At 61.4% G+C, this 25,167-nt stretch carries 27 protein-coding genes and 1 pseudogene; 6 read left to right on the plus strand and 22 right to left on the minus strand.

Features of this window, described 5'->3' with window-relative positions; translation table 11 throughout:
* Positions 1-7: 7 nt before the first annotated feature.
* Positions 8-2,032 carry a M13 family metallopeptidase gene (locus tag BLS51_RS24015; RefSeq protein ID WP_090190226.1) on the minus strand — a complete coding sequence of 675 codons (2,025 nt, stop codon included), beginning with the start codon at positions 2,030-2,032 and terminating at the stop codon, positions 8-10.
* 155 nt (positions 2,033-2,187) lie between these two features.
* Between BLS51_RS24015 and BLS51_RS24020 the strand changes: the two genes are divergently transcribed.
* Together BLS51_RS24020 and BLS51_RS24025 are read left to right on the plus strand one after the other, a co-directional pair.
* A complete protein-coding gene (locus BLS51_RS24020; RefSeq protein WP_090190228.1) occupies positions 2,188-3,132 on the plus strand; it encodes a dihydrodipicolinate synthase family protein in 945 nt (314 codons plus the stop codon).
* Positions 3,129-3,797: a GntR family transcriptional regulator gene (locus tag BLS51_RS24025; RefSeq protein WP_090190230.1), complete on the plus strand. Its 669-nt coding sequence runs from the start codon at positions 3,129-3,131 to the stop codon at positions 3,795-3,797. The genes BLS51_RS24020 and BLS51_RS24025 overlap by 4 nt, the downstream gene beginning before the upstream one ends.
* Here the strand turns inward: BLS51_RS24025 and BLS51_RS24030 are convergent.
* Together BLS51_RS24030 and BLS51_RS24035 are read right to left on the minus strand one after the other, a co-directional pair.
* Complete coding sequence (locus tag BLS51_RS24030; RefSeq protein WP_090190232.1) at positions 3,794-5,716, minus strand: hypothetical protein; 1,923 nt, start codon at positions 5,714-5,716, stop codon at positions 3,794-3,796. The two genes, BLS51_RS24025 and BLS51_RS24030, sit on opposite strands and share 4 nt — an antisense overlap.
* A 52-nt stretch (positions 5,717-5,768) precedes the next feature.
* Positions 5,769-5,978: a hypothetical protein gene (locus BLS51_RS24035; protein WP_090190234.1), complete on the minus strand. Its 210-nt coding sequence runs from the start codon at positions 5,976-5,978 to the stop codon at positions 5,769-5,771.
* Between BLS51_RS24035 and BLS51_RS30675 the strand changes: the two are divergent.
* Both BLS51_RS30675 and BLS51_RS29830 read left to right on the plus strand, forming a co-directional pair.
* Positions 5,965-6,213: pseudogene (locus BLS51_RS30675) on the plus strand (SEL1-like repeat protein); the annotation flags it as partial. The gene BLS51_RS24035 and the pseudogene BLS51_RS30675 sit on opposite strands and share 14 nt — an antisense overlap.
* Positions 6,214-6,257: 44 nt before the next feature.
* Positions 6,258-6,410: a hypothetical protein gene (locus BLS51_RS29830; protein ID WP_175472674.1), complete on the plus strand. Its 153-nt coding sequence runs from the start codon at positions 6,258-6,260 to the stop codon at positions 6,408-6,410.
* A gap of 34 nt (positions 6,411-6,444) precedes the next feature.
* Here BLS51_RS29830 and BLS51_RS24040 read toward each other — a convergent pair whose 3' ends face one another.
* The 14 genes from BLS51_RS24040 to BLS51_RS24105 form a co-directional block, all read right to left on the minus strand.
* Positions 6,445-7,218 (minus strand): enoyl-CoA hydratase, encoded by a 774-nt coding sequence (locus BLS51_RS24040; protein ID WP_090190236.1) that lies wholly within the window; start codon positions 7,216-7,218, stop codon positions 6,445-6,447.
* Between the two features lie 56 nt (positions 7,219-7,274).
* Positions 7,275-8,471, minus strand: coding sequence for an acetyl-CoA C-acyltransferase (locus BLS51_RS24045; RefSeq protein ID WP_090190238.1), 1,197 nt, complete (start codon positions 8,469-8,471; stop codon positions 7,275-7,277).
* Positions 8,472-8,482: 11 nt separating this feature from the next.
* A complete protein-coding gene (locus tag BLS51_RS24050) occupies positions 8,483-10,885 on the minus strand; it encodes a 3-hydroxyacyl-CoA dehydrogenase/enoyl-CoA hydratase family protein (RefSeq protein WP_090190241.1) in 2,403 nt (800 codons plus the stop codon).
* A 12-nt stretch (positions 10,886-10,897) separates the two neighbouring features.
* Positions 10,898-12,688 carry an acyl-CoA dehydrogenase C-terminal domain-containing protein gene (locus tag BLS51_RS24055; RefSeq protein ID WP_090190244.1) on the minus strand — a complete coding sequence of 597 codons (1,791 nt, stop codon included), beginning with the start codon at positions 12,686-12,688 and terminating at the stop codon, positions 10,898-10,900.
* A 35-nt stretch (positions 12,689-12,723) separates the two neighbouring features.
* Positions 12,724-13,326 carry a TetR/AcrR family transcriptional regulator gene (locus tag BLS51_RS24060; RefSeq protein ID WP_090190246.1) on the minus strand — a complete coding sequence of 201 codons (603 nt, stop codon included), beginning with the start codon at positions 13,324-13,326 and terminating at the stop codon, positions 12,724-12,726.
* A 208-nt stretch (positions 13,327-13,534) separates the two neighbouring features.
* On the minus strand, positions 13,535-13,906 hold the full coding sequence (locus tag BLS51_RS24065; RefSeq protein WP_090190248.1) for an RNA-binding S4 domain-containing protein: 372 nt from the start codon (positions 13,904-13,906) through the stop codon (positions 13,535-13,537).
* Positions 13,903-15,066 (minus strand): cardiolipin synthase ClsB, encoded by a 1,164-nt coding sequence (clsB, locus tag BLS51_RS24070; protein ID WP_090190250.1) that lies wholly within the window; start codon positions 15,064-15,066, stop codon positions 13,903-13,905. The genes BLS51_RS24065 and clsB overlap by 4 nt, the downstream gene beginning before the upstream one ends.
* Positions 15,067-15,075: 9 nt before the next feature.
* Positions 15,076-15,894 (minus strand): endonuclease/exonuclease/phosphatase family protein, encoded by an 819-nt coding sequence (locus tag BLS51_RS24075; protein WP_090190252.1) that lies wholly within the window; start codon positions 15,892-15,894, stop codon positions 15,076-15,078.
* Between the two features lie 63 nt (positions 15,895-15,957).
* Positions 15,958-16,230, minus strand: a complete 273-nt coding sequence (locus BLS51_RS24080) for a DUF2442 domain-containing protein (protein ID WP_090190255.1) — start codon at positions 16,228-16,230, stop codon at positions 15,958-15,960.
* Positions 16,208-16,447 carry a DUF4160 domain-containing protein gene (locus BLS51_RS30680; RefSeq protein WP_090190258.1) on the minus strand — a complete coding sequence of 80 codons (240 nt, stop codon included), beginning with the start codon at positions 16,445-16,447 and terminating at the stop codon, positions 16,208-16,210. Before BLS51_RS30680 ends, BLS51_RS24080 begins: the two co-directional genes overlap by 23 nt.
* A gap of 74 nt (positions 16,448-16,521) precedes the next feature.
* Positions 16,522-16,974 carry a dihydroneopterin triphosphate diphosphatase gene (nudB, locus tag BLS51_RS24090; RefSeq protein ID WP_090190260.1) on the minus strand — a complete coding sequence of 151 codons (453 nt, stop codon included), beginning with the start codon at positions 16,972-16,974 and terminating at the stop codon, positions 16,522-16,524.
* A gap of 48 nt (positions 16,975-17,022) precedes the next feature.
* A complete protein-coding gene (gene aspS / locus BLS51_RS24095; protein ID WP_175472677.1) occupies positions 17,023-18,822 on the minus strand; it encodes an aspartate--tRNA ligase in 1,800 nt (599 codons plus the stop codon).
* A gap of 37 nt (positions 18,823-18,859) precedes the next feature.
* On the minus strand, positions 18,860-19,492 hold the full coding sequence (locus BLS51_RS24100) for a DUF502 domain-containing protein (protein ID WP_090190265.1): 633 nt from the start codon (positions 19,490-19,492) through the stop codon (positions 18,860-18,862).
* A 28-nt stretch (positions 19,493-19,520) separates the two neighbouring features.
* The gene (locus BLS51_RS24105; RefSeq protein WP_090190267.1) at positions 19,521-19,805 is read right to left on the minus strand and encodes an FmdB family zinc ribbon protein; all 285 of its coding nucleotides are present in this window, start codon (positions 19,803-19,805) and stop codon (positions 19,521-19,523) included.
* Positions 19,806-20,049: 244 nt separating this feature from the next.
* Here BLS51_RS24105 and BLS51_RS24110 point away from each other — a divergent pair, with 244 nt between their 5' ends.
* A complete protein-coding gene (locus BLS51_RS24110) occupies positions 20,050-20,256 on the plus strand; it encodes a hypothetical protein (protein WP_090190269.1) in 207 nt (68 codons plus the stop codon).
* Positions 20,257-20,276: 20 nt separating this feature from the next.
* Complete coding sequence (locus tag BLS51_RS24115; RefSeq protein ID WP_090190271.1) at positions 20,277-20,639, plus strand: PEP-CTERM sorting domain-containing protein; 363 nt, start codon at positions 20,277-20,279, stop codon at positions 20,637-20,639.
* Here BLS51_RS24115 and BLS51_RS24120 read toward each other — a convergent pair.
* The 5 genes from BLS51_RS24120 to ubiE form a co-directional block, all read right to left on the minus strand.
* A complete protein-coding gene (locus BLS51_RS24120) occupies positions 20,634-21,227 on the minus strand; it encodes a methyltransferase domain-containing protein (protein WP_090190273.1) in 594 nt (197 codons plus the stop codon). The two genes, BLS51_RS24115 and BLS51_RS24120, sit on opposite strands and share 6 nt — an antisense overlap.
* A 5-nt stretch (positions 21,228-21,232) precedes the next feature.
* Positions 21,233-22,801, minus strand: coding sequence for a ubiquinone biosynthesis regulatory protein kinase UbiB (gene ubiB, locus BLS51_RS24125; protein ID WP_090190275.1), 1,569 nt, complete (start codon positions 22,799-22,801; stop codon positions 21,233-21,235).
* Positions 22,798-23,406 (minus strand): ubiquinone biosynthesis accessory factor UbiJ, encoded by a 609-nt coding sequence (locus BLS51_RS24130; protein WP_090190277.1) that lies wholly within the window; start codon positions 23,404-23,406, stop codon positions 22,798-22,800. Before BLS51_RS24130 ends, ubiB begins: the two co-directional genes overlap by 4 nt.
* Positions 23,407-23,486: 80 nt before the next feature.
* Positions 23,487-24,392, minus strand: coding sequence for a Tim44 domain-containing protein (locus BLS51_RS24135; RefSeq protein WP_090190279.1), 906 nt, complete (start codon positions 24,390-24,392; stop codon positions 23,487-23,489).
* Positions 24,393-24,415: 23 nt separating this feature from the next.
* Positions 24,416-25,150 (minus strand): bifunctional demethylmenaquinone methyltransferase/2-methoxy-6-polyprenyl-1,4-benzoquinol methylase UbiE, encoded by a 735-nt coding sequence (gene ubiE / locus BLS51_RS24140; RefSeq protein ID WP_090190281.1) that lies wholly within the window; start codon positions 25,148-25,150, stop codon positions 24,416-24,418.
* Positions 25,151-25,167 lie beyond the last annotated feature (17 nt).

The raw sequence follows: 25,167 nt of genomic DNA on the forward strand, positions 1-25,167 counted from the left end.
TAGCGGCTTACCACATGATGACGCGCTGCTCCGGCGGCAGGTACATCGGGTCGCCCGGCTTGATGTCGAAGGCTTCGTAGAAGCCAGGCTGATTCATCACCGTGCCTTTCGCGCGGAACTCGCCCGGCGAATGCGGATCGCTCTTGATCTGCGCGATCGCCGCTTCCGGGCGCAGTTTCGCGCGCCATTTCTGCGCGAAGCCGATGTACAGGCGCTGCTCTCCGGTCAGGCCATCGATCACCGGCGACGGCTTGCCGCCCAGCGAACGCTGGTAGGCGTTGTAGGTGATCGACAGGCCGGAGTTGTCGCCGATGTTTTCGCCCAGCGTCAATTCGCCATTGATGTGATAGCCCGGCACCGGGCTATAGGCGCCGTACTGTTTGACCAGGCCGGCGGCGCGCGCCTTGAAGGCGGTGCGGTCTTCGGCTGTCCACCAGTTGCGCAGACGGCCGTGCGCATCGTACTGGCTGCCCGAATCGTCGAAGGCGTGGCTGATCTCATGGCCGAAGGTGATGCCCAGCAGACCGTAGTTGACCGCGTCTTCCGCTTTCACGTTGAAGAACGGCGGCTGCAGGATCGCGGCTGGAATGGTGATCGCATTCAGCAGCGGGCTATAGCTGGCGTTGACGGTTTGCGGCGTCATCGACCACTCGTCGCGGTCGACCGGCTTGCCCAGCTTGTCCAGGTTGTTCTGACGGCTCCACGCACGCGCTGCCTTGACGTTGACGATCAGGTCATGCGGGCTGGTTTTCATCGCGCTGTAGTCGCGCCATTTTTCCGGATAGGCGATCTTCGGTTTCAGCGCCGCCAGCTTGGCTTGCGCTTCCTTCCTGGTTTCCGCTCCCATCCAGTCCAGCTTGTCGATGCCGTCCTTGAACGAGGCGACGAAGTTGTTGAACATGGCCATCACGCGCGGCTTGGTTTCCGGCGGCAGGTAGGTCTGCACATACAGCTTGCCGACCGCGTCGCTCAGCGAGGCGTCGGTGAAGCGCAGCGCCAGTTGCCACTGCGGTTCGCTTTGCGGCACACCGCGCAGCACTGTGCCTTCAAAGGCAAAGCGCTCTTTCACGCTGGCGCTGTCCAGGAACGACGCGTAGCTTTCGATGATGCGCCAGTTGAAGTAGCTCTTCCACGCATCCAGCGGCACATCGGCCAGGTTCTGCGACAGGCCGCTCAGGAAGCTCGGCTGGCGCACCACGGCCGACGCGGCTTTGGGCGCGAAGCCGGCGGCAGCAAAGTAAGCGTTCCAGTCGAATGCCGGTGCCAGCTCGCTGAACCTGGCAAATTCAACGCGGTTGTACGACTTGACCGGATCGCGCATCTGCACGCGGGTCCATTGGGCGGCGGCCAGGCGGGTTTCGATGTCCAGCACTTGCGCGGCGTGGGTGGCGCTGTCCTTGTCGCCGCTCATCGCCAGCATGGTGGCGATGTGCTGCTGGTACTTGGCGCGCACGCCTTTCAGCTTGACGTCATCGTCCTTCAGATAATAATCGCGGTCAGGCAAACCCAGACCGGACTGGTTGATGCTGACGGTGTACTGTTCCGGGTCCTGCGCATCCGGCGACACGCCGGCCGAGAACGGCGTCTGCACGCCGTTGCGTTGCAGGTAGGCGAACAGCGCTGGCAGCTCCTGCTTGTCCTTCAGCGACGCGACGCGGGCCAGGTCGGCGCGTAGCGGCTTGAAACCGGCGGCATTGCGTGCCTTCTCGTTCAGGAAGCTGGTGTAGAGGTCGGCGATCTTGTGCGTTTCGCTGCCTGCCTTGCCAGGATGCTTGACGGCGGACTCCATCACGGAGCGCAACTGGCCCTGGGCGATTTCACGCAATTCGATATATGTGCCCCAGGTCGACTTGTCGGCCGGGATCTCGGTGTTGCGCACCCAGATGCCATTTACATAGCCATAGAAATCGTCCTGCGGACGCACCGCGGTATCCAGGGTTTTCAGATCGATACCGGACAGCTGCTGCGCATGCGACGGGGCGGAGAAGACCAGCAAGGCGCAGCAGGCGGCGCTGATGAGCGAACGTTTCACAGGAACTCCCTTATAGGAAAAACAATTACTTATTAAAAATCAGCATGTTACATGACTAAATCTGCACACCACAACTTTATATTGTATAAAATATCCAAAGATAACGTATGATCGCCGTGCCTCCTCTCCACCCATCCACCGATTAAGGACACACCATGAGCGACAATATTTTCACCGGCACCATCCCGGCCCTGATGACGCCTTGCAAGGCAGACCGCACCCCTGACTTCGATGCGCTGGTCAAAAAAGGCCGTGAGCTGATCGATGCCGGCATGAGCGCCGTGGTGTATTGCGGTTCGATGGGCGACTGGCCGCTGCTGACCGAAGCGCAGCGCCAGGAAGGCGTGGCGCGCCTGGTGGCGGCCGGCGTGCCGGTGATCGTCGGCACCGGCGCGGTGAACTCAAAAGAAGCCGTGTCGCACGCGGCGCACGCCGCCAAGGTTGGCGCGCACGGCCTGATGGTGATTCCACGCGTACTGTCGCGCGGCTCGTCGCCTGCGGCGCAAAAAGCGCACTTCTCGGCTATCCTGGCAGCGGCGCCCAAGCTGCCGGCAGTGATCTACAACAGCCCATATTACGGTTTCGCCACCCGCGCCGACCTGTTCTTCGAGCTGCGCGCCAAGCATGCCAACCTGATCGGCTTCAAGGAATTCGGCGGTGCCGCCGACCTGCGCTATGCGGCGGAGCACATCACCAGCCAGGACGACAATGTCACGTTGATGGTGGGCGTGGATACCCAGGTGTTCCACGGCTTCGTCAACTGCGGCGCGACCGGTGCCATCACCGGCATCGGCAATGCGCTGCCGCGCGAGGTGCTGCAACTGGTGTCGCTGTCGCGCAAAGCCGCCGCCGGCGATGCGGTGGCGCGTCGTCAGGCACGCGAGCTGGAAGCCGCGCTGCTGGTGCTGTCGTCGTTCGACGAAGGCACCGACCTGGTGCTGTTCTACAAATACCTGATGGTGCTGAACGGCGATACCGAATACACGCTGCACTTCTACGAAACCGATGAGCTGAGCGCCAGCCAGCGCCGCTATGCCGAAACCCAGTACGCGCTGTTCCGCACCTGGTACGCGAACTGGTCGAAAGACGTGGCTGCGTGAAAGGCTTTGCAGTCACCACCGTTGCGGAGCAGGCGGCAGACGCCCTGCGCCGCAAGATCATGTCGGGCGAACTGCTGGAAGGCGTTTCGCTGCGACAGGATGCGCTCGCCGCCGAATTCGGCATCAGCCGGATACCGGTGCGCGAGGCGCTGGTGCAGCTGGAAGGCGAGGGATTGGTGAAAATCATCCCGCACAAGGGCGCGGTGGTGTCCGGGCTGTCGATCGATGAGATCAGCGAGCTGTTCATGCTGCGCAGCCTGCTGGAGCCGCTGCTTCTGAAAAAGTCCGCGCCCCGGCTGACGGCGGAAGACTACGCCGAGCTGGACGCCATTCTGGCCGAATACAAGGTCGAGCTGCATGCCCAGCATACGACCCGCTGGGGCGAGTTCAACACCCGCCTGCACGACGTGCTGCTGTCGCGCGCGGAACAGCCGCGCACCGCCGCCATCGTCGCCACGCTGCTGCAACAAACCGACCGCTACACGCGCATGCAATTATCGCTGAGCGCCGACAGCATCCGGCAGGCGCAACAGGAACACGAAGAACTGGTAAACCTGTGCCGCACCGGCGACGTGCGCGCCGCCGCAGCACTGCTGAAACGCCACATCGAACACGCCTGCAAGGACCTGGAACGTTTCATCCTGTCGCAGCGCCGTCCGGCTTAATCGCGGAACGTAACGCCGCGCACGAACAGACCCAATACCCGGCTGTCAGGCCCAAGGCCGAGCGCGACCGGCGAGACGGCGTCCGGCATGTCGAGCCGGATCTCGACCTCATCGTCGCCGGTATCGCGCAGTGGCAGCGTGACGATCTGATGCTGGCTGCCGGCGTACACCGCCTGTTGCGGCGGCAGGCCATCCGCACTCAGCGTCACGCGCTGGCGCGACAGGTCGGCGCGGAAAGCCAGCGCCTTCAGCTCCAGATGGCGCGGCGCCTTGCCATGGACCTTGAGGCGCGGACAACGGATCTGCGCTTCGCGCACATAGGTCCAGGCGCCCCCCTGCTCCTGGCCACTGAAGCCGGTCAGCACACAGCTGAGGAATTTATTGGCGTCGGTGAAGTCGATATACGGACTGGACGCGCCATAACGGCGCAGGCAGGCGCCGTCCAGCGCCACCAGCCCGTTGTGCCCCGCACCCACCCTGCAGGCCGGCACCACGTCGTAGCGACCATTCTCCGCCGTGATCAGGCGGGCGACGGTCGACCAGTTCTCGATACGATGCTCGAACAGCAGGCTGGCCGCGTTGGAATTTTCCATCCGCGACGCGTGCAGGCCCGCGATCGAATACATGTATTCGATCACACCGGGCAGATCGCCCACCCCCATCATGTAATCGTCCTTGTGCGGCCCGGCGGGTCCAAGCCGCTCCTTCAAGGCCAGCACCGACTGCTCCACCGCCACCAGCGCGCTGGTCTGGAAACGCGCCGGCTGCCATGCCACCGCCAGACAGGCGACCGTCGTCAGCAACGCCGGCAGCAGGCAGTACTGCAACCTTGCCGGCCAGTCACGGCCGGGGTCCGCCTGGCGCCGGCGAAACAGCAACAAACCCGGCAACACAGCCAGCTCCAGCAGCGCCACCGTATTCAGTGCATACGCATATTTGCGCAATGCGTATTCCGAGGCGAAGCCCAGCTTGAGCGACACGCATTGCAGCAGCGCCAGGCCGCACACCGCCAGGCTATACAGCGCAACGAATTTCAGCGGCAGCCAGGCGTGGTCATCGCGCCGGCGCTGCCAGGCGGCCAGCATGCCCACCGCCGCCGCCGCCAGTAGCACGCAGAGCCATGGCATGACAGCGGCATTGAAATAAGCCAGCTCGATCCAGCCATTGTTACGGCTGATGTCGCGCATGGTGGCGAAACCGGGGTGACTGATCAGCGCGCCCAAGGCGCATAGCAGCAGGCCAGCGCCGGCCGCGCCGTGCGCCAGCAGGCCGGGTTGCCGCGCGCGCCACAGCACCAGACTATCCGTCACGACCATCCAACCCATCAACATCAACAAGATCAGGGCCGGCAGCAAATGCACACCGGCCAGCACATAGACCGCCGGTATCAGCACGGCATAGCGCAACCAGGGGGCGACACCCTGGCGCTCCAGATACATACTGGCCAGCACCATGGCAACGGCCAGCGCTTGCCCCACGATCTGCGGATAGAAGAAACTCTTGATCAACTCATCGCCGTGCAGCGGCAATCCCCAGCGATAGTGGTTGAGCGCCAGCAGCGCGATGATCACGACCGCCGCCACGGCGGCGATGCGTCGCGGCAGCGTGGCGACCAGCCACATCAGCCCGCCCCACAGCCCCACCTGCGCCAGCACCGCCAGCACCTGCATGCCCATCAGGGGCGAGCCGAACCAGGTTCCCGCCAGCGCCGCCATCTGGTGGCTCAGGCGCGGATAGGTATTCATTTCGCCCAGACTGGGATCGGCAGGGAAAGGGCCATTCTGGAATTCCGTCAGGCGCACCACCAGCGCATAGTGGTGCGCCATGTCGACAGACTCGCTCCGGATACCGTCAACGAAGATGCCGGTCAGGATAGCCAGCACCAGCAACAGCAGTCCGGCGCGGAGCAGACGTAACAAAAGAGGAGAGGATGGAGCCATGCAGCGCATTATAACAAAGACAATCTTGCGTTCACGCCGCGAAAACGGAACCCGACACGGCAACCCCGGTCGTCAAGATCACCGGCACCACGCCGACGCCCACCGGCGAAAGCCCGCGCGTGTTCGCCGCCAAGCAGAGCGCCTTGCGCGGCACGCTGGCATTCAACTGCGGCATGGACAGCGCGTACTTCTCGGAATACGACGAGGCCGACATGATGCTGCAGCAGATGGAAACCGACAAGATCGGTTATCCGGAAGCGGCGGTGCTGCCGGCCAAGCTGAGTCTCAATGGCCTCGGCATGCCGCGCAACACCAGGGAGGCGCTGGACTGGCTCGACAAGGCCACGCTGGTGCGCTACGACACCGGGCGCGATACGCTGCATTTCAATCCGAAAAATCCGGACGCGGTGAATGGCCGGATCGAAGCCGCCATGCTGCTGGCCGAGCTGAAGCGGGGCGGCGCCGACGGCGTCCAGAAAGATCCGTCAGCTGCGCGCAAGTGGTACGTTGACGCCGCCGAATGGGGCTATGTGCCGGCGCTCATACGCTGGGGCTGGCGAGCCAGGAAGGCAGCTTCGGCCCCAAGGATATCAGGCAGGCGCTGGCCTACTTCACGGAGGCGGCGCAAGCCGGCTATGCGCCGGCGCACTGTACTTCTGCGAAGGCGGCTTGATTATCGCTGCTCTGCGCTACCTGCCACACTAAACTCAAGCGAACTGGGTGAAGTCCGGTTTGCGTTTCTGGAAGAAGGCCATGAAGGCTTCCTTGGCTTCCGGCGCGGTCAGCATGTTGCCGAAGTGGATGTTTTCAGCGGCAATGGCTGCACTGGTTGGCGCTTTGCGGGCGGCTTTCATCAGTTCTTTCGTGACGCGGATCGAGCTGGCTGGCAAGGCGACCAGTTTGGCGGCCTGGCCTTCGGCGAAGACGCGCAGTTCGTCGACTGGCAACACTTTCGAGATCAGGCCCATCTCCAGTGCTTCCTGTGCGCCGAAGGCTTCGCCCAGCATCAGCTTCTCGGCCGCGCGTGGGTAGCCGGCGATCTGCGTCAGCAGCAGGCTGGAGGCGAACTCGGGGCACAGGCCCAGCTGCACGAATGGCATCGAGAACTTGGCGTTGTCGGCGGCGTAGACCAGGTCGCAGTGCATCAGCAGCGTGGTGCCGATGCCGACCGCGTTGCCGGCCACCGCAGCCACCACCGGCTTGGTGGCGCCGCTCAGCGCCATCATGAATTTGTAGACGGAACGGTCTTCAATCGCGCCGCCAGCCGGGGCGGTTTTCATGAAGTCTTCCAGGTCGTTGCCGGCGGTGAAAATCTCTGGCTTGCCAACCAGCAGGATGGCGCGCACGGCGGTGTCGGTTTCGGCGGCGGTCAGCGCATCGGCCATGGTTTGATACATGGCGGCGGTGATCGCGTTCTTGCGTTCAGGACGGTTGAATTCCAGCGTCAGGATGCCGTTTTCAATGCTGCTTAAAATTTCCATGTGTGTCTCCAAATGACAAGGGCGCCGCAGCGCCCTTGATTATCGCGGTGTCGTGATTACACGCGCTCGATGATGCCGGCTGCGCCCATGCCTGCGCCTACGCACATGGTGACCATGCCGTATTTCAGGTTGTTGCGACGCAGTGCGTGCACCACGGTCGCAGCGCGGATCGCGCCGGTGGCGCCCAGCGGGTGACCCAGCGCGATCGCGCCGCCCATCGGGTTGACCTTGGCTGGGTCCAGGCCCAGATCGCGGATCACGGCCAGCGCCTGCGCGGCAAACGCTTCGTTCAGCTCGATCCAGTCCAGCTGGTCCTGGGTGATGCCGGCAGCTTTCAGCGCATCCGGAATCGCGAACTTCGGACCGATGCCCATGATCTCTGGCGGCACGCCTTTGACAGCGAACGACGAGAACTTGGCCAGCGGCGTCAGGTTGTGTTCTTTCAGGATTTTCTCGGAGACCACCAGCAGCGCACCAGCGCCGTCGGACATCTGCGAGCTGTTACCAGCAGTCACGGAGCCTTTGGCGGCGAACACCGGCTTCAGCTTGCCCAGGGTTTCCAGGCTGGTTTCCGGACGCGCGCCTTCGTCGGTATCGACGGTGCGGGTTTTCACCTTGATCTCGCCGGTAGCCAGGTCTGGCGTGCGGGTGATGATCTCGACTGGCGTGGTTTCATCCTTGAAGAAACCGGCTTGCTGCGCGGCGACAGCACGGCGGTGCGATTCAACCGAGAACGCATCCTGGTCTTCACGCGACACCTTCCACTGCTCGGCCACTTTTTCAGCGGTCAGGCCCATGCCGTATGCCATGCCGACGTTTTCGTCGGTGAACATATTCAGGTTCATCGATGGGTGATGGCCCATCATTGGTACCATCGACATCGACTCCACGCCGCCAGCCAGCATCACGTCGGCTTCGCCAACGCGGATGCGGTCAGCCGCCATCGCCAGGGCGGTGATGCCCGAAGCGCAGTAACGGTTGATGGTGACGCCGCCGACAGTCTTCGGCAGGCCGGCCAGCAGCACCGATTGACGGGCGATGTTGAAGCCCTGCTCCGCTTCCGGGAACGAGCAGCCGATGATGGCGTCGGTGATCAGCGCCGGGTCCAGGCCAGGCGCCTGTGCCAGTGCCGACTGGATCACGCGCACCAGCAGATCGTCCGGGCGGGTTTTGTTGAACATGCCGCGCGGCGCCTTGCCGATCGGGGTGCGGGTCGCGGCGACGATGTATGCGTCTTGAACTTGTTTGCTCATTGTCTTATTCCTTAGTTGCGGACTGGCTTACCGGTTTGCAGCATGCCCATGATGCGCTCCTGGGTTTTCGGATGGTTCAGCAGCTCCAGGAAGGCTTTGCGTTCCATGTCCAGCAGCCACTGTTCGCTCACGAACGAACCCTGATCGATATCGCCACCACTGACGATTTGCGCGATCATGTCGCCCAGCTTGAAGTCGTGGGCGGAGATGAAGCCGCCGTCACGCATATTCACCAGTTGCGCCTTGATGGTGCCCCAGCCGTAGCGGCCGGTCACCTGGATCGGCGCTTTCAGCGGCGCGCGGTAGCCCTTGTCGAACATGGCGCGCGCTTCGGTCTTGGCCACGTACAGCAGTTCGTACGGGTTGAAGACGATGACGTCGTCTTCTTTCAGGTAACCCATCGCTTGCGCTTCCAGTGCCGATTTCGACACGTTCGCGGTGGCCGCGTTGGTGAAGCCGGTTTTCAGGAATTGCAGGATGTCGGTGCCCTTGGCTTCCTTGTAGGCGCGCTGCGCCGCTTCTTTCAGGCCGCCGCCGGCAGGGATCAGGCCCACGCCCACTTCCACCAGGCCGATGTACGATTCGATCGAGGCCACGCGTTTCGACGCGTGCAGCGCCATTTCGCAGCCGCCGCCCAGTGCGATGCCGGCTACCGCCGCCACCACTGGCACGTTCGAATATTTCATCGCCATGAAGGTGTCTTGCAGTTCCTTGATGATCGGATCGACTGCCTTGGCGCCGCCGCTCATAAAGGCTGGCAGTGCCGATTGCAGGTCGGCGCCGGCCGAGAAGGCGCCGCCGTCGGCTGCGTCCGCGCTCCAGATCACCAGGCCCTTGAAGTTTTTCTCGGCTTCGGCCAATGCTTTCCTGAAGCCGGCGATGACGCCTGGGCTGATCACGTGCAGCTTGGTTTTCAGCGAGATGACCAGGATGTCGTCGCCCGAGTGCCACAGGCGCACATCGTCGTCTTCATGCACGGTGGTGCCGGCCTTGCGGCCGTCGATTTCACCCGAGCCCAGTACCGGCGCACGGAATTCCTGACGCTTGTACACCGCCAGTTCCGAACGCGGCACGAACGATTTCGAGACGGCCGACCACGAACCTTCCGGCGTGTGGACGCCGCCTTTTTCAGCGACCGGGCCTTCGAACACCCATGCCGGCAGCGGCGCCGAGCACAGTGCCTGGCCAGCGTCGATGTCTTCTTTCACCCACTGGGCGACTTGCGTCCAGCCCGATGCCTGCCAGGTTTCGAACGGACCAACGGTCCAGCCGAAGCCCCAGCGCATGGCGAAGTCGATATCGCGCGCGTTGTCGGCAATGCTTTCCAGGTGCACGGCGATGTAGTGGAAGGCGTCGCGGAAGATCGCCCACAGGAACTGCGCCTGTGGGTTGGTCGATTCGCGCATCGCTTTCATTTTCTTGACCGGATCTTTTTCCTTCAGGATGCGGGCGACGATGTCGGCTGCCTTGGCGCCACCAGCGACGTATTCACCGGTGGCGAAGTCCAGGCGTTGAATCTCTTTGCCTACTTTTTTGTAGAAGCCGGCGCCGGTCTTCTGACCCAGCGCGCCCTTCTCGACCAGCTTGGCCAGCACTTCAGGCGTTTTGTAGACGGCTGCGAACGGATCGTTCGGCAGGTAGTCCTGCATGGTCTTGATCACGTGACCCATGGTGTCCAGGCCGACCACGTCAGCGGTGCGGAAGGTACCCGACTTGGCGCGGCCCAGCTTGGCGCCGGTCAGGTCATCGACCACGTCGACCGACAGGCCGAATTTTTCAGCTTCGTGAACGATGGCCAGGATGCCGAACACGCCAACACGGTTGGCGATGAAGTTCGGGGTGTCCTTGGCGCGGACCACGCCCTTGCCCAGGGTCGAGGTCAGGAAGCCTTCCAGCTGGTCGGCGATCTCTGGCTTGGTGTCCGGGGTCGGGATGATTTCCACCAGGTGCATATAGCGCGGCGGGTTGAAGAAGTGCACGCCGCAGAAACGCGCTTTCAGTTCCGCGTCGAAGCCTTCGGCCAGCTTGCCGATCGACAGGCCCGAGGTGTTCGAGGCGAAGATGGCGTTAGGTGCAATGTGCGGTGCAACTTTCTTGTACAGGTCATGTTTCCAGTCCAGGCGCTCGGCGATCGCTTCGATGATCAGGTCGCACTCGGCCAGCTTGGCCAGGTCGTCTTCATAGTTGGCGACTTCGATCAGTGCAGCGTGGTCCTTGTTGCCCAGCGGCGCAGGCGACAGCTTCTTCAGGCCTTCAATGGCTTTCAGCACGATGCCGTTCTTCGGCGTCCCCTCTTTTCCTGGCAAATCAAACAGCACCACAGGCACTTTGGCGTTGACGCAATGCGCGGCGATCTGCGCACCCATCACGCCGGCACCCAGCACGGCTACTTTTTTAACGATGAAATTGGTCATTGTCGTTTCCTCTTAAAACAGGTCGGCGTCGAGTGCCATCAGGTTGGCGGAGCCCGAGCGTGCCTGGCGGATCAGGGTTGCGGTTTCTGGTTGCAGGCGGGCGAAGTAGAAGCGCGCGGTCGCCAGCTTGGTTTTGTAGAAGGTGTCGCTGCTATCCTGTTTTTCCAGCGCGATCTTCGCCATTTGCGCGAAGAAGTAGCTGTACACCAGGTGGCCAACCACGCGCAGATAAGGCACGGCGGCGGCGCCCACTTCGTCGGCGTTCTGGAAGGCCTTCATGCCGATTTCCATGGTCAGCTTGGTGACTTTGTCGCCCAGGTCGCCCAGCGGGGTGATGAATTCGCTCAGGTTTTCATCCAGGCCGTTCTCTTCCACGAAGGCTTTGATCTTCTCGCCGAACTTGCGCAGCTTGGCGCCGTTGTCACCCAGGATCTTGCGGCCCAGCAGGTCCAGCGACTGGATGGTGTTGGTGCCTTCGTAGATCAGGTTGATACGCGCGTCACGCACGTACTGCTCCATGCCCCACTCGCTGATGTAGCCGTGGCCGCCGTACACTTGCATCGCTTCCGAAGTGGCGATCCAGGCGTTGTCGGTGATGAAGGCCTTGATGATCGGGGTCAGCAGCGCGACTTCGTCGCCGGCTTCCTTGCGCACATCTTCGTCAGGGTGATGCAGTTCGCGGTCGATCTGCAGCGCCACGTACGAGGTGAAAGCGCGTGCACCTTCAGCGTAGGCACGGCCGGTCAGCAGCATGCGGCGCACGTCGGCATGGACGATGATCGGATCGGCTGGCTTCTCCGGATTTTTCGGGCCGGTCAGCGAGCGCATCTGGATGCGGTCCTTGGCATACACCACGGCGTTCTGGTACGCCACTTCGGTCAGGCCCAGCGACTGCATGCCCACGCCCAGACGGGCAGCGTTCATGAACACGAACATCGCGTTCAGGCCTTTGTTCGGCTGGCCGATGATCCAGCCCTTGGCGCCGTCCAGATTCATCTGGCAGGTCGAGTTGCCGTGGATGCCCATTTTTTCTTCGATCGCGCCGCAGGTGATCGGGTTGCGTTCGCCAACCGAACCGTCAGCGTTCGGCAGAAACTTCGGCACCAGGAACAGCGAAATGCCTTTCGAGCCTTCCGGTGCATCTGGAACACGTGCCAGCACCAGGTGCAGGATGTTTTCCGACATATCGTGTTCGCCGGCCGAGATGAAGATCTTGTTGCCGGTGATCAGCCACGAGCCGTCAGCCTGTGGCAGCGCTTTCGAGCGCAGCATGCCCAGGTCGGTGCCGCAGTGCGGTTCGGTCAGGCACATGGTGCCGGTCCACTCGCCCGATACCAGTTTCGGCAGATAGGTTTTCTTTTGTTCGTCGGTGCCGTGTTCTTTCAGGCACTCGTAGGCGCCGTGCGACAGGCCAGGATACATGGTCCAGGCCTGGTTGGCCGAGTTCAGCATCTCGTAGAACGAGTTGTTCATCACCACCGGCAGGCCCTGGCCGCCGTATTCAGGATCGCAGGCCAGCGCTGCCCAGCCGCCGTCAACGTATTGCTTGTAGGCTTCCTTGAAGCCCTTAGGAGTGGTCACCGACTTGGTCGCGCCATCGTAGTGGCAGCCTTCGCGGTCGCCGCTGTGGTTCAGCGGGAACAGCACTTCGGAGGTGAATTTGCCGCCTTCTTCCAGCACCTGGTTGATGATGTCGGCATCGATTTCCGAGTAGTTAGGCAGCGTTTTCAGTTCATCTTCCACCTTCAGCAGCTCGTGCAGAACGAATTGCATATCCCGGATTGGCGCGACGTATTGACCCATGGTTTTCTCCTGATGACTACTGTAGTTTGATTTGATTAATTCAATGTGACTGCGTTGCGATACGTTTCCAGCACGCGCTCAAAGCCCTTGCCAGCCCGCTCCAGGCTGCCAGGGATGCGCATGAAGCGGCCGTCGTGATGCAGGGCCAGGATCAGGCCGTACATCTCGTAGACCAGCTGCTGCGGGTCGGTGTCCTGCTTCAGGTCGCCGCATTCGACGCACTGCTGCACGCAGCGCAGCAGCGCACCCTGCCAGGCGCCGACCATGGCCATCAGCTCTTCGCGGATCGGGCCCGGGCGGTCGTCATATTCAACCGCGCCGCTGATATAGATGCAGCCCGACGCTACTTCCACGCTGACCCGCTTGACCCAGCGCGCAAACATCGCCTGCAGGCGCTGGATGCCGCGCGGCTCTTTCACGCTGGGGAAGAACACTTCCTGCTCGAAACGGTGGTGATACAGCTTCAGCACTTCCAACTGCAAATCTTCACGCGATCCGAAGTGCGCAAACACACCGGATTTGCTCATGTTCATCTTATCTGCCAACAATCCAATGGTCAGACCTTCCAGACCATCACGGCTGGCCAGATCCAGCGCCATATCCAGGATCGCTGCGCGGGTTAACTCGCCTTTGCGCATAAATTTAGTTGAGGTATTAATAAGATGTCATCCCGAAGTAAGTTTTATTAAAATCTTGGAGAAGGATTATTCTCCTCCAGATAAATTTACTCCGTGTGAAAAGAATTGCGAACGCTCGTACTATTATCCACTTGCGGGTGAATGTCAAACAGTACCTTTAGAGGTGAGGTTCTATTGCTGCGACGCAGCATGCGGATGAGAAACTAAGTTAGAGCTTGTCCAATTCGCGGCGGTCGCGTTTGGTGGGGCGGCCCTTGATGGTGGTGCCTGGTTCGCGGTACAAACGGCGGTTTTCCGCCTGGGCGGCGCGGCGGGCGACGCTGACGTCGGTTTCTTCGTAGAGATTGCGGGCGACCGGTGCCGGGCCGCGCACATCGGACAGGCCCATGACGTCGACTTCCCACTGGTCGGCGCCGTTGTCGATTTCCAGCACATCGCCCAGCTTGACGTTGCGCGCCGGCTTGGCGCGGTCGCCGTTGACGATCACCCGGCCCAGCGAGATGGCGTCGGTGGCCAGCGAACGGGTTTTAAAGAAGCGCGCTGCCCACAGCCATTTATCCAGTCGTACACCTTCGCTCACGCGTATTTCCCCACTGCGAACACCCGCATTAATAACTTGTACAACACAAACGCAATCTCGTAGCCGATGCGGCGCACGTGGCCGACGTGCTCGAAGTCATCATAGGTGATGACCTTGCCGTCGGCAATCGCCGCCTCGATATGCTGGCGCAGGCTCTGCGCGAACGCCGCATCCTTGATCACCACATTGGCTTCCTGGTTGAGGAACAGGCTCAGCCCATCTACATTGCTGGAGCCGACCGTGGCCCAGTCGTCGTCGATGACGGCGACCTTGGCATGCAACTGCGTCTTGTGATATTCCACCACTTTGACGCCGGCCGCAAGCAGCTTCGGGTAGAAAGAGTGCGCCACCGCATCCTGCAGCCAGATTTCGCCGACGCCGATCAGCAGCACCACCTCGACGCCGCGCTCGGCGGCCGAGGTCAGCGCGCGGCGGAATTTGCGGCTGGGGGCGAAATACGGATTGGCCAGCAGCACGCTCTTGCGCGCCTGGCCCAGCGCCTTCAGATAGGCGCGCTGGATCGTATGCCGGTTGCGCAGGTTGTCGCGCACCACGAAGCCGGCCTGCACCGCATGGGCGGCGGCGATCTTCTCGACCTTGCGCATGTCGCGATACAGGCCGATACGCTTGATCAGGCTGAGCTTGCCGAGGCGACGCCATTGGGTGACGGCCTCCAGCTGGATCTCGGCCACCAGCGGGCCGCGCACTTGCACCGCGAAATCCCAGCGCGGCGCCGACAATGCCTTGCTGTGATCGTAATCGCAGAACATATCGTCGTTGATGTTGATGCCGCCGACGTAGGCCACAGCACGGTCCACCACGCAGATTTTGCGATGCGTGCGCGTGACACCACGCTTGAACCAGGGATTGAAGCGGCGATGCTCGACGCCGCCGGCGGTCAGCTCGTCGTGCATGCTGTTGATCTGGCGGCGGCCGGTGCCCCACCAGTCGGTGATCACACGCACCTGGACACCCCGCTGGGCGGCGCGGATCAGCGCGGCGACGACACTCTTGCCGGTCTCGTCGCCAGCGAAGATATAAGTCTCGAAATAGACTTCATATTGCGCAGCATCGATGGCAGCGATCAGCGCCGGGAAATAATCGGTGCCGGTGTGAAGCAGCGTGACGTCGTTATCGGCAATAAAATTGACTGGGCGCATAGTTGGCGCTCACGCCAGCGTCAGCGAGGCGACGATGGGAGCGTGGTCTGATAGCTTGGCCCAGAGACTACCATGCATTACCTCGGCCGTGTCCACCTTGAAGCCGCGCACATAGATGCGGTCCAGGCGGAAGAACGGCAGCGCGGCCGGGAAGGTGCGGGCCGGAATGATGCTGCTCTTGCGGCGCAGCTTGCGCATGATCTCGCCCAGCGCGGTATTCGAGCCTTCGATCTCATCGAATGCCTCGACCACGCCCAGCGCGTTGTACAGCTCATTGCTGAGGGTGTTGCGCCAGTCGTTGAAATCGCCGGCGATCACCACCGGCTCACCGTTCGGCGCGGTTTCCTTGACCGCGTTGATCAGCGCCTGGGTCTGGCGCCGGCGGCCGCTCTCGAACAGGCCCAGGTGGACCACATAGCAATGCACCGGCCCATGCGGCGTATCCAGCACACAGTGCAGGATGCCGCGCTGTTCATAGGCATGATCGGAAACATCGCGATTCAACTGGCTGGCGATCGGGAAGGCGCTGAGCAGCGCATTGCCGTGGTGGCCATGATCGTAGATCGCATTCATGCCATAGGCGGCATGCAAGTGGCGCGACTCGCCGGCAAAATATTCATGCTGCGCTGCAGCGGGCCAATGCTTGTGGCCGAGGTGCTCGGCGCCGTACTTGGCCGCCTTCATATCATGCTTGCCCTGCACTTCTTGCAAAAAAACCACATCGGCATCAAACATGCCGATGGCCTGTTTCAGCGCCAGCACACGCGGTTCCGCACGAATGCTGGAAACGCCCTTGTGGATGTTATAGGTAGCAACACGGATCTTCATGCGACATATTCTACCCCCACCGCAGCAAACGCGACGTGCGCAGCCGCACATAGCAAAAGCCGCCTATGAACGCGCGTTAGTGCGATAACCCGTTGCCGGCAGCCCGCGCAACATGCCTTCCACGCTTAAATCCTCGTCTAACTGCTCCCAATGCACACCATAGCCCGCACCGCTAATTTCCCAAGCCAGCAACTGCTGGGGCTGTGCGTTGCTTAATCTGGGATACCAAGCCAAAGGCGTGCTAATTCGGCGCCCGTCCATCAGGTGCACGGTAATGTCGAAGGTATCGAACGAGACGTGCTTGATGCGTTCGTCAGGGGGCATTGAAATATTCATTCCACCTCCTCAGAAATTCCAATCGGTATGCAGAAATAATACGCGCAATTTCACGCAACTCAAGCGATGTGAAGTGATGATTTCTCACTACCGTAATGCTCTCCAACCAAAACTTTGCAGAACATCCATTCTTATCTACATGCACATGTGGCGGCTCGCCCAATTCGTGGCTGTAGAAATAAAATCGGTATCCCTTGAGTTTCAGCAACTGCGGCATGACACCACCCGAAAATCGAACGCAATAACCGAGTATGTGACTGTCCACAGTGCTGCAACTTGATACGAATCAGGCTAACGGATCTGCTGTGGGAGCCGGAGGATGGCTTCAGCGTTGGAGGATGAGAAGCATTTGTCGGCGGCTTCCAGATGCGGCAGCCAGAGGTGGTTCAGGTGTTCGCGCGGGCTGAGCGTGATGGCGATGTCGCGCGGGACTTCGACGCTGAAAACGTGCTCGGTGTTTTGCGTGACGCCAGGCGCGTAGCGGTGCCGCCAGACAGGGTAGATTTCGTAGATGTTGGACAGCCGCCAGTCGCGCAGCACGATGGTCTTGCCATCGGCGACGATGCCGGTTTCTTCAAACAACTCGCGCGCGGCGGTTTCCAGCAGCGGTTCGTCGACGGCGTCCAGCGAGCCGGTCACCGATTGCCAATAGCCCGGCCTGTCGGCGCGCTCGATCAGCAGCACTTGCAGGTCGGCCGTGTGGATCACCACCAGCACCGATACGGGTATCTTGTAAGGCTTCATGGGCACGATAAAAGAAAAGGCGCCGCAGCGCCTTTCCCATGTGACTGCTTAGCCGGCAACTTTCGGCTCGGCAGTGCGCAGACGGATGTGCAGCTCTTTCAGCTGCTTCTCGTCGACTTCCGAAGGGGCTTGCGTCAGCAGATCCTGCGCACGCTGGGTTTTCGGGAAGGCGATCACGTCGCGGATCGAGTCCGACTTGGTCATCAGCGTGACGATACGGTCCAGGCCGAATGCCAGGCCGCCGTGCGGTGGCGCGCCGTATTGCAGCGCGTCCAGCAGGAAGCCGAACTTCAGGCGGGCTTCGTCAGCGTCGATCTTCAGCGCGCGGAACACTTTCGACTGCACTTCTTCGCGGTGGATACGGATCGAACCGCCGCCCAGTTCCCAGCCGTTCAGCACCATGTCGTAGGCCTTGGCGATGCAAGCGCCCGGATTGGTTTCCAGCCAGTCTTCGTGGCCGTCTTTTGGCGCGGTGAACGGGTGGTGGGTTGCGGTCCAGCGATCCGACTCTTCGTCGTATTCGAACATCGGGAAGTCGATCACCCACAGCGGTGCCCAGACGTCGTCGAACAGGCCGGCGTTCTTGCCGAATTCCGAGTGGCCGATCTTCACGCGCAGCGCGCCGATGGCGTCGTTGACTACCTTGGCCTTGTCCGCACCGAAGAAGATCAGGTCGCCGTCTTCGGCGCCGGTCAGTTCCAGGATCTTGGCCAGGGTTGCATCGTCGATGGTTTTGACGATCGGCGATTGCAGACCGTCACGGCCTTTGGCTTTTTCGTTGACCTTGATGTAAGCCAGGCCGCGCGCGCCGTAGATGGCGACGAACTGGGTGTAGGCATCGATTTCCGAACGCGGCATCGACGCGCCTTTTGGCACGCGCAGGCCGACCACGCGGCCGTTCGGCAGGTTGGCGGCGCTATTGAAGATCTTGAACTCGACGTTTTTGACCACGTCGGTCAGTTCGGTGAACTGCAGCTTGACGCGCATGTCCGGCTTGTCCGAACCGTAGCTGCCCATGGCTTCGGCGAAGTCCATCACCGGGAATGGGTTAGGCAGGTCGACGTCCATGGTGTTCTTGAACGTTTTGCGTATCATGTCTTCGAACAGGTCGCGGATTTCCTGTTCGGTCAGGAACGAGGTTTCGCAGTCGATCTGGGTGAATTCCGGCTGGCGGTCAGCGCGCAGGTCTTCGTCGCGGAAGCACTTGGTGATCTGGTAGTAACGGTCGAAGTTGGCCACCATCAGCAGCTGCTTGAACAGCTGTGGCGATTGCGGCAGCGCGAAGAAGTTGCCGGCGTTGACACGCGATGGCACCAGGTAGTCGCGCGCGCCTTCCGGGGTCGACTTGGTCAGCATCGGGGTTTCGATGTCGATGAAGCCCAGATCGTCCAGGTACTTGCGCACTTCCATGGTCACCTTGTAGCGCAGGCGCAGATTGTTCTGCATCTGCGGACGGCGCAGGTCCAGCACGCGGTGGGTCAGGCGGGTGGTTTCCGACAGGTTGTCGTCGTCCAGCTGGAACGGCACGGCCACCGAGGCGTTCAGCACTTCCAGCTCGGAGCAGATCACTTCGATCTTGCCGGATTTCAGGTTGTTGTTGACGGTGCCGGCCAGGCGGTCCTTGACCACGCCGGTGACGCGCAGGCAGAACTCGTTACGCACGGCTTCGGCGGCCTTGAATACTTCAGCCTGTTCCGGATTGCAAACGATCTGCACCAGGCCTTCGCGGTCGCGCAGGTCGATGAAGATCACGCCGCCGTGGTCACGGCGACGATGTACCCAGCCGCACAGGCTGACAGTTTGGCCAAGCAGCGCTTCAGTGGTGAGGCCGCAGTAGTGAGTACGCATTGAGGACATGTTTATTTCTCGGTTCAGGTTAGGTTACTCAGTTAATCTTGGTGTCGTTCAGGACGATGGTTTTCGGCGCGGCGTCTTCCGGCGCCACCACTCCCATCGACACGATGTACTTCAGGGCCGCATCGACCGTCATGTCGAGTTCGACCACATCCTTCTTGGCCATCATCAGGAAAAAGCCCGAGGTGGGATTCGGCGTGGTCGGCACATACACGCTGACGTATTCACCGACCAGGTGGTTCTTTACATCCCCGCCCGGCGCGCCGGTCAGGAAGGCGATGGTCCACGAGTTCTGATGCGGATACGGCACCAGCACCGCCTTGCGGAAGGCGTTGCCGGACGACGAGAACAGCGTGTCCGACACCTGCTTGACGCTCGAATACAGCGAGCTGACGATCGGAATCCGGGTCAGCAGTTTTTCCCACAGACGTACCACATAGTTGCCGACCAGGTTGTTGGTCAGCAGGCCGGTCAGGAACACGATGATGATGGTCAGCAAAGTGCCCAGGCCAGGGATATCGAAGCCGATCAGGGTACGCGGCTGCCAGCGCTCCGGCACAAACAGCAGCGACTGATCCATGGTGCTGATCACCAGGTTCAGCACCCAGGCGGTAATCGCCAGCGGCACCAGGATCAGCAAGCCGGTGATGAAATATTTACGCATCGATGTCCTTCGTGATGGATGGAGTCCTTCAGGTGTCGCTGGAGCCGCCGGATGGCGATGGCGTCGGCGCCGGTGTGGGCGCGGCCGCCTCCGACTTCGGCGTGGTCGACGTGCCGGTGGCCGGCGGCGTGCCGCCACGGAAATCGGTCACATACCAGCCCGAGCCCTTCAGCTGGAAACCAGCCGCAGTCAGTTGCTTCTTGAACGACTCCTTGCCGCACGAAGGGCAAACCGTCAACTGCGGATCGGAAATCTTTTGCAAGACATCCTTGGCAAAACCGCATGCTTCGCAGCGGTACGCGTAGATCGGCATCTCTATTACTCCGCAAAAATCATCAAAACCCTGAATTATAAAGCCTTTTGCGCGGCTTCTGACTGTTTCCTGAGGCTAAGGCTGTTCAACAAATCGATTTCATAGCAAAAATCTATTCGCCTATTGGTTTCGGGCATGATTAAATATCACCTACCAAGCGCTGATTTCCCAAAACCTGAATCTACGCCTCGTTTGACGTCCTGGACTTACGACGCTCTAACTCTTTGATTCTTTGGGAAATGCCATGAAAAAATATCTCTACGCCGGTCTGCTGACCGCCTGCCTGGCCGCACCGGCCTTTGCCGCCAACACCAAATTTGCACCAACCTCGCCGGAAGAACCGTTGCATCGCCGCGCCATTTTGCTGGGCGTCGCCATCATTGTGGCGTTGCATGCACTGCGCTACGCGCCACCTCTGCCAGCCAGCCGTCCGCACCGTCAAGATCAATGATGTTCCCGTCGGGGGACGCCATGAAACGGCTGGCCTTGCTGATCTTGAGCGCTGCCCTGCTGGGCGCCAGCCCAGCCTGGGCCATGCGCGCCCGTGACTATATCGACGCCGACCAGCGCGCCAAGGTAACGCTGGCGGGTGAGCGGAAAGCGCTGGTGTTGACAGTGGCACAGCAGCCGCAGGCGGCCGCCACCTCCGATGCCGCGCTGCTGGCGACGCCGGAACAGGCCCGGAACCTTGCCGCCAAACCGGTGCTCAGCCCGGTGCCGGAACCGTCCGGATACGCCATGCTGGGCCTCGGTTTGCTGCTGCTATTGCTCAAGCCTTCGGTGCGCCAGGGTGAAGCCATTCCGCGCGATCCGGACAAGCACTATTCGCTATAGACGCTGCCACACCATCCAGCGCTCCTTACCGGCAAATACCGGTATCGAGCCGCTGACAGCTTCATCGGCCATGCAGGTGAAATCCGCACCCAGCAACTCTTCCAGCTGCACGCGGCTGATGCCAAACGGCGGCCCCTTGGGCGCCTCATCGAAAAAGAAATAACCAGCCAGCAACCCTCCCGGCGACAGCAGCTGCGCCCAGCGCGCCGCCACCTGCGGCCACATGGCGCGCGGCATGGCGCACAGGAAGGCACGTTCGTAGACCAGTTGCAGCGGCTGTGCCGCCTGCCATGCGAAGAAATCCGCCTCCACCACGCGTGACGCATGCGCACCGGCGACCGCCTTGCCCTGCGCTACGGCGGCGGGAGAGAAATCAATGGCGGTGGCGTCCCAGCCCTGCTCGGCCAGCCAGGCCAGTTCGTAGGCCGAGCCGCAACCCGGAATCAGCGTCACCAGCGGTGCGCTGGCGGCGGCGAAATCACGCAGGGCCTGCGGCACGCCGCCCTGGTCCCACGGTGTGAACTGGCGCTCGAAGCGCTCGTCCCAGAACGCCGGCAAGCCTGGATCTCGCTGCAGGAAATCCGCCATCGCTGTCAGACCAGATGATGGAAGCGCTGGTACAACTCGTAAGCTGCCGCGCCCAGCGCGATAGCGACCGCGCTGTAAATCACCACGCCCAGCAGGCGGTTGGTGCGCTGCTGCTCCATCACCAATGCGCGCATCAGTTCGGTGTTGTCGTTGGGTCTTTCCGAATGGCGCTCCAGCGCCTGATGCATCAGGCGTGGCAGTTGCGGGAAGATGTGGGCGTAGCGCGGCGCCTCGGCCTTCAGACGCTGCATGAAGCCTTTGATGCCGACCTGGTCGGCCATCCAGTTTTCCAGGTAGGGCTTGGCGGTCTTCCACAGATCGAGGTCGGGATCGAGCTGGCGGCCCAGGCCTTCGATGTTCAGCAGCGTTTTCTGCAGCAGCACCAGCTGCGGCTGTACTTCGACATTGAAACGGCGCGAGGTCTGGAACAAACGCAGCAGGATCTGGCCGAAGGAGATGTCTTTCAGCGGACGGTCGAAGATCGGTTCGCAGCAGGCGCGCACTGCCGATTCCAGCTCGTCGACGCGGGTTTCCTTCGGCGCCCAGCCGGATTCAATGTGCGCCTCGGCCACGCGCTTGTAGTCGCGGCGGAAGAAGGCCAGGAAGTTTTGCGACAGGTAATCCTTGTCGAAATCGGTCAGCGTGCCGACGATGCCGAAGTCCAGCGCGATGTAGCGGCCAAAGGTTTCAGGTTCGATCGACACCAGGATGTTCCCAGGGTGCATATCGGCGTGGAAGAAGCCATCGCGGAACACCTGCGTAAAGAAGATTTCCACGCCATCGCTGGACAGCTTTTTCAAGTCGACGCCAGCCGCTTCCAGACGGTCGATCTGCGACACCGGAATGCCGTGCATGCGCTCCATGACAATCACGCTCGACGAGCAATAGTCCCAGTGCATCTCCGGCACCAGCAGCAGATTCGAATCGGCAAAATTGCGGCGCAGCTGGCTGGCGTTGGCGGCTTCGCGCATCAGGTCCAGCTCGTCGTGCAGGTATTTGTCGAACTCGGCCACCACTTCGCGCGGCTTGAGGCGCTTGCTGTCGGCCCAGAGGTTGCTGATCCATTCGGCCGCCACGTGCATCAGCGCGACGTCGTCATCGATGGTTTTCTTCATGCCCGGACGCAGCACCTTGACCGCCACCTGGCGGCCATCCTTCAGCGTCGCAAAGTGCACTTGGGCAATCGACGCCGAGGCCACCGGATTGCGCTCAAAAGTGGCAAACAGCTGGTCCGGATGCGCGCCCAGCGATTTGCGGATCTGCGCGATGGCCAGGTCCGGATCGAACGGCGGCACGCGGTCCTGCAAACGTGCCAGTTCAATTTGCAGGTCGGGCGGGATCAGGTCGCTACGGGTGGACAGCACCTGGCCGAACTTGACGAAGATCGGGCCCAGCTCTTCCAGCGCCATGCGCAGCCGCACGCCGCGCGGCGAAGACAGGTCGCGCCAGAAAAATACCGTGTCGATCAGTTTGGTGACGCGCGGCTTTTTCAGGCCGGAAATGGCGATTTCATCCAGGCCATAGCGCACCGATACCCGCAGAATTTTCAGCAGGCGCAAGAATTTCAGCATCATTGAGGTCCCAGTTTCTGTTCCAGTCTGGCCAGGCGTTTGGCCGCGCGTTCAACGTCGTCACGCAGGCGGGTGACATCGGCCGAGTACGCTTCTACCGTTTGCGGGCGCACCAGCACCTGTTTTTCGTCGAGCAGGAATTCGGCGAGGTTTTCGGCCAGCTTCTGGTGGCCGTTCTTCACCGCCTCAAACGCGGCCTTGGCACCGGAGACGGCGCGCACGGCGGCGATCGGGCCGATCACTTTTTCCAGGTCGTGCTCGGCTTCCCAGCGCAGCGATTGGCTCAGGCTGGAAATGGTGTTGGCGAATTCGGCGTCACCTTCGATTTGCACGTAGGAGAAGGCGCGCTCGCGGTTTTGCGCGATCAGCGGCAGGTCTGACAGCTTGACACGGATGGTGACGCGGGCGGCCTCATCGGCTGGCGCCGGTTCCAGGTAGCCGTCGGCGGTCACGCGCAGGCGCAGCGCGACCGAGCCGGCGTCGATGGCGGCGGTCTTGCCGGCGTGACGTTGCAGCGTCTGGCGCGCCCAAGGCTCCTGCGCCAGCAAATGGTTGATGGCGGCGCTGGCCGGCGCCGCGGAAAAACTGCCTGGATTAAGTGAAATCATGTTTTAGCTGTAGAAAAACAAAACCGCCCGAGAACGGGCGGCCTTGATCTTACCAGTTTTACCAGCAGAAGCTGTTTTGCTTATGCCAGCTGTTGAATACCGCCCAGCAGCCAGCCGCTCGAACCGTTGACCGGCTTCACCAGGTTCCACACTTCGTGGTACGGCTCGGCCAGCGCATCCGGCGCCGGCTTGATCATGCCGGTGAACTTGACGCTCGCCAGGTATTCGGTATCGGTGGTTTCAATGCCCAGCAGTTCGGCATCGATGCTGATCACGTCGGTGTAGTCCGCCTGGGTACGTTCGCTGATCTGCATCTTCATTTCAGCAAACACTTCCGGCGTGGTGAATTCACGGATATCGGCCACGTCGCCTTTATCCCAGGCCGCTTGCAGGCGGATGAAGTTGCTCTTGGCAACGCGCAGGAAGCTGGCCTGGTCGAAATCGCCCGGCACGCCCCACTGGGTGTGCGCCTGCTGCACCGGCGCGGCGGCAGGTTGCAGGCGCGAACCGATGTCCGGCGTGGCAGAACCGCTTTGCTGCGGCATCGAATACACGTTCTGATTGCCATTGCCGCTGAAGGCAGCCGGACGCGCCTGTGGCTGCGACTTGCTGCGGATCAGGCGGAAGATGAAGTACACCACGCCAGCCAGCAGCGCGATCATGATGATCGAACCGATGGCGCCACCCAGCGCGCCACCCAGGCCGAAGTGCGAGAACAGTGCGCCCAGGCCGAGGCCCAGCAGCGCGCCGCCCAGAATACCCTTCCATGGGCTAGGCTTCGGTGCGGCAGCCGGCGGCGTGTTTGGCGCCTGGTTAGGTTGCGCCTGGCGTGGCGCCTGCTGCGGCGCTTGCTGCGCCGGCATGCGGTTGACGTTTTGCGACTGGCGGCCGATCGATTTGCCGCCGCCTGCCGGGCGCGCCTCGACCAGGGTCGACACCGCCATGGTGGCGATCAGTGCGCCAACCAGAATTTTTTTCAGATTCATTGTTTTATCTCTCTCTTCCGTGATTACATTTTGATACCGGTGTGCAAAGCGGCCACACCTGCCGTCAGGTTGTAATACGTTACCCGTTCCAGGCCCGCATCTTCCAGCATGGTCTTCAGCGTTTCCTGGTCAGGGTGCATGCGGATCGACTCCGCCAGGTAACGGTAGCTTTCTGCATCGTTGGCGATTTTTTCGCCCATCCAAGGCAGTACCTTGAAAGAATAAATATCGTAAGGTTTTTGCAACGGTGCGGCCACCTTGGAGAATTCCAGCACCAGCAGTTTGCCGCCCGGCTTCAGCACGCGCTGCATTTCTTTCAGCGCCTGGTCCTTGTGCGTCATATTACGCAGGCCGAAGGCGACGCTGACGCGGTCAAAGTAATTGTCTGGGAATGGCAGTTTTTCTGCGTCACACAACAAAGTTGGGGTCATCAGGCCGCGATTCAAGAGGCGGTCACGGCCCACGCGCAACATCGATTCGTTGATGTCGGTCAGCCACACTTCCCCGGTCGGGCCGGCCTGCTTGGCAAACGCCTTGGCCAGGTCGCCCGTGCCGCCAGCGATGTCCAGGCACTTGAAGCCCGGACGCACGGCCGCGTTGGCGATGGTAAAGATCTTCCACACGCGGTGCAGGCCAGCCGACATGACGTCGTTCATGATGTCGTACTTGGCGGCGACAGAATGGAAAACCTTGGCAACTTCGCGGACTTTATCGTCTTCCGCGACGGTTTTGTAACCGAAGTGAGTGGTATTGGTCATGTTATGCGGGCCTGTTA

This window comes from Duganella sp. OV510, assembly GCF_900100205.1.
Taxonomy (GTDB): Bacteria; Pseudomonadota; Gammaproteobacteria; order Burkholderiales; family Burkholderiaceae_D; genus Rugamonas.